Origin of the sequence: Polaromonas sp., from assembly GCF_039930745.1 — a bacterium.
GTDB lineage: Bacteria > Pseudomonadota > Gammaproteobacteria > Burkholderiales > Burkholderiaceae_C > Polaromonas.
The window spans coordinates 1-3,716 of record NZ_JBDTTH010000174.1 but is presented as its reverse complement, the minus strand read 5'-3'; the positions used below and the strand labels follow the sequence as shown (position 1 = coordinate 3,716).

3 protein-coding genes and 1 pseudogene are annotated in these 3,716 nt (G+C 60.8%); all 4 read left to right on the top strand.

Annotated features, from left to right (window positions below):
- Positions 1-389 (top strand): annotated as a pseudogene (locus ABI660_RS23240) (long-chain fatty acid--CoA ligase); the annotation flags it as partial.
- Positions 386-1,165 (top strand): ABC transporter ATP-binding protein, encoded by a 780-nt coding sequence (locus tag ABI660_RS23235; RefSeq protein ID WP_348072594.1) that lies wholly within the window; start codon positions 386-388, stop codon positions 1,163-1,165. The pseudogene ABI660_RS23240 and the gene ABI660_RS23235, both read left to right, overlap by 4 nt.
- 121 nt (positions 1,166-1,286) lie before the next feature.
- Complete coding sequence (locus ABI660_RS23230) at positions 1,287-2,216, top strand: branched-chain amino acid ABC transporter permease (RefSeq protein WP_348072592.1); 930 nt, start codon at positions 1,287-1,289, stop codon at positions 2,214-2,216.
- Between the two features lie 150 nt (positions 2,217-2,366).
- The gene (locus ABI660_RS23225) at positions 2,367-3,443 is read left to right on the top strand and encodes a branched-chain amino acid ABC transporter permease (RefSeq protein ID WP_348072590.1); all 1,077 of its coding nucleotides are present in this window, start codon (positions 2,367-2,369) and stop codon (positions 3,441-3,443) included.
- Positions 3,444-3,716 lie beyond the last annotated feature (273 nt).

Sequence of the window (3,716 nt, the reverse complement as noted above, 5' to 3'; positions counted from 1 at the left end):
ACTGGGCCGAGCGGCGCAACCTGCCCTACGCCGGCTACACCGACCTGGCGCAAAAACCCGAGGTCTATCAGCTGATCAATGAGTGTGTCGAGAAAGTCAACGCCGATCTGAGCGCCGACGCTCTCCTGGCCGGCTCGCAGATCAGCCGCTTCCTGGTGCTGCACAAGGAGCTTGATGCCGACGACGGCGAACTGACCCGGACCAACAAGGTGCGCCGCGGCTTCATTGCAGACAAATACCAGCCCCTCGTTGACGCGCTGTACAGCGGCAAAGCCGAGCAGTTCATTGAGACCGTCGTCAAGTTTGAAGACGGACGCAGCGGTAGCGTGAGCGCCACGCTGAAGATCAGCGATGCACAGACCTTTGCACCGGTGAAGGCAGCAGCATGAAAAAGATCGGCGACGTCATCCTCGACGTCAACAACATCTCCCTGAGCTTCGGTGGCGTCAAGGCCCTGGCGGACATTTCCTTCAATGTGAAAGAGCACGAAATCCGCGCCATCATCGGCCCCAATGGCGCCGGCAAAAGCTCCATGCTCAACTGCATCAACGGTGTGTATTTGCCGCAGCAGGGCTCCATCACCTTCCGCGGCCAGACCTTCAAACACATGAACAGCCACCAGGTGGCCGTCATGGGTGTGGCGCGCACCTTCCAGAACCTGGCGCTGTTCAAGGGCATGAGCGTGCTCGACAACATCATGGCCGGGCGCAACCTGAAGATCAAAAGCAACCTGCTGATGCAGGCTCTTCGCATCGGCCCGGCAGAACGGGAAGAGTTCAGGCACCGCGAAGCAGTAGAAAAAATCATCGACTTCCTGGAGATCCAGGCTTACCGCAAGACACCGGTCGGACAGCTGCCCTACGGCCTGCAAAAACGCGTGGACCTGGGGCGTGCGCTGGCGATGGAGCCGCAGGTTCTGCTGCTTGACGAACCCATGGCCGGCATGAACGTCGAGGAAAAGCAGGACATGTGCCGCTTCGTGCTCGATGTCAATGACGAGTTCGGCACCACCGTGGTTCTGATCGAACACGACATGGGCGTGGTCATGGATATTTCTGACCGCGTCGTGGTGCTCGACTACGGCAAAAAAATTGGCGATGGCACACCCGACGAAGTCCGCAACAACCCGGACGTGATCAGCGCCTACCTCGGAACGAGTCATTAATGAATATGACACACCCATGTTGCGGACTCGCTTCGCGTAGCCGCCTCTCCCCTTGCAGGGGACGCCGCTTGCAGCCCGGCAAAGCCGGTTCTGCGGCCGCTGCTGGAAATTGGAGCATCTGATGGCATTCTTCCTTGAGACCTTGTTGGGCGGCCTGATGGCCGGCATGTTGTATTCGCTGGTCGCACTGGGTTTTGTGCTGATCTTCAAGGCCTCGGGCGTATTCAATTTCGCGCAGGGTTCGATGGTGCTGTTTGCCGCACTCGCGATGGCCCGCTTCTCGCAATGGATCCCCGAGTGGACCGGCATTGACAGCCCCATCCTCGCCAACATCGCCGCCTTCGTGATTGCCGCCGTGATCATGTTCGCCGTGGCCTGGTTCATAGAGCGCCTGGTTCTGCGGCATCTGGTCAACCAGGAAGGCGCCACCTTGCTGATGGCCACCCTCGGCATTGCCTACTTCATGGAAGGCTTGGGCCAGACGATCTTCGGCAGCAACATCTACAAGATCGACATCGGCATGCCGAAAGACCCGGTCTTCGTGCTGGACTCGGTATTTCCGGGCGGCATCCTGATCAACAAGGAAGACCTGTACGCCGCGCTGATCGCTGCCGTGCTGGTCGCCGCGCTGAGCGTCTTTTTCCAGAAAACCGCCACCGGCCGGGCTCTGCGCGCGGTGGCCGACGACCACCAGGCCGCGCAATCCATAGGCATTCCGCTGAACCGGATCTGGGTCATCGTCTGGTGCGTGGCCGGCGTGGTGGCACTGGTGGCCGGCATGATCTGGGGCAGCAAGCTTGGCGTGCAGTTTTCACTGGCCACCGTGGCTTTGCGGGCCTTGCCTGTGGTGATCCTGGGCGGCCTGACCTCGGTGCCAGGCGCCATCATTGGCGGCCTGATCATCGGTGTCGGCGAAAAACTCTCCGAGGTCTACCTCGGCCCGTTCGTGGGGGGCGGCATCGAGATCTGGTTTGCCTACGTGCTGGCCCTGGGCTTCCTGCTGTTCCGGCCCCAAGGCCTGTTCGGTGAAAAAATAATCGATAGAGTATGAGCCCCCACGCTTGTCACTTCGTGTACTGCGCTGCCCCCCAGGGGGGCGCTGCGCCTGCGGGCCGGCAGAGCCGGACCCGCGGCTCATGCTGGACGGGAAACGCTCTTCCGCAGCACTTCTTCCATCGCGAATCAAGGGTGTCGCACTGATATGTTTTACAGAGAAAACGGCCAATTCAAAACGAGCTACCGGGCGGATCAGCAGATCTTTCCGATCCTGCAGGACCGCATTGCCATCGCGCTGCTGCTGGCGGTGGCTTTCGTCGCTGTTCCCATGCTGGCCAGCGACTACCTGTTTCGCGCCATTTTGATTCCGTTCGTGATCATGTCGCTGGCCGCGCTGGGTGTGAACATCCTGGTGGGCTACTGCGGTCAGATCTCGCTGGGCTCCGGTGCATTCATGGCGGTCGGCGCCTACGGTGCTTACAACTTCTTTGTCCGTATCCCCGGCATGCCGCTGGTTCCGGCGCTGATCCTGGGCGGCCTGTGCGCAACTTTCTTCGGCATCCTGTTTGGCTTGCCCAGCCTGCGCGTCAAGGGGCTGTACCTGGCCGTGGCCACGCTGGCTGCGCAATTCTTCAGCGACTGGATGTTCCTGCGCATCAAGTGGTTCACGCTGGACACGCCCTCGGGTTCCGTGTCGGTGTCCAATCTGCAGGTGTTTGGTTTTCCCATCGAGAGTTCGGTGAGCCGTTACATGCTGTGCCTCAGCATTCTGGCCGTCATGGCCCTGCTGGCCAAGAACCTGGTCCGTAGCGCGATAGGCCGCGAATGGATGGCCATCCGCGACATGGATGTGGCTGCCGCCGTCATCGGTATCCGGCCCATGTACGCCAAGCTCAGCGCCTTCGCCGTCAGCTCCTTCATCATCGGTGTGGCCGGCGGGCTGTGGGCCTTTGTCTACCTTGGTGCCTGGGAACCTGCAGCGTTTTCGGTGGACCAGTCCTTCCGCCTGCTGTTCATGGTCATCATCGGCGGCCTGGGCTCCATCATGGGCAGCTTCTTCGGCGCGGCCTTTATTGTGGTGCTGCCCATCGCGCTGAACCAGTTCCTGCCGGTGTTTGCCGGCCTGTTCGGCATCGAGATTTCCACCGCCGGCGTGTCGCACGCCGAGCTGATGATTTTTGGCGGCCTGATCGTCTGGTTCCTGATCGTCGAGCCGCACGGGCTGGCCAAACTCTGGTCGGTTGGCAAGCAGAAGATGCGGCTCTGGCCGTTCCCGCACTAGAAATATGACCCCTACGCTTGTCACTTCGTGTACTGCGCTGCCCCCCGAGGGGGCCGCTGCGCCTGCGGGCCGGCAAAGCCGGACCCGCGGCCCCTGCTTGAAAAGAGAAGAGCCCCCACGCTTGTCACTTCGTTCGCCGCGCTGCCTCCCGAGGGAGCGCATCGCTCGGTCGAGATGCTCGAAATACCGATGCGCTGTGGGTCGTCAGGTCGTTTACTGAGGTGCTTGGTTTGTTAGGTGTGTTTTACATTTTTAGGAGACAACAATGAAGGT

Bases quoted from the DNA above. Each gene is read 5' to 3' on its own strand.
- ABI660_RS23225 (WP_348072590.1), top strand. From the start codon at position 2,367: ATGTTTTACAGAGAAAACGGCCAATTCAAAACGAGCTACCGGGCGGAT.
- ABI660_RS23235 (WP_348072594.1), top strand. From the start codon at position 386: ATGAAAAAGATCGGCGACGTCATCCTCGACGTCAACAACATCTCCCTG.
- ABI660_RS23230 (WP_348072592.1), top strand. From the start codon at position 1,287: ATGGCATTCTTCCTTGAGACCTTGTTGGGCGGCCTGATGGCCGGCATG.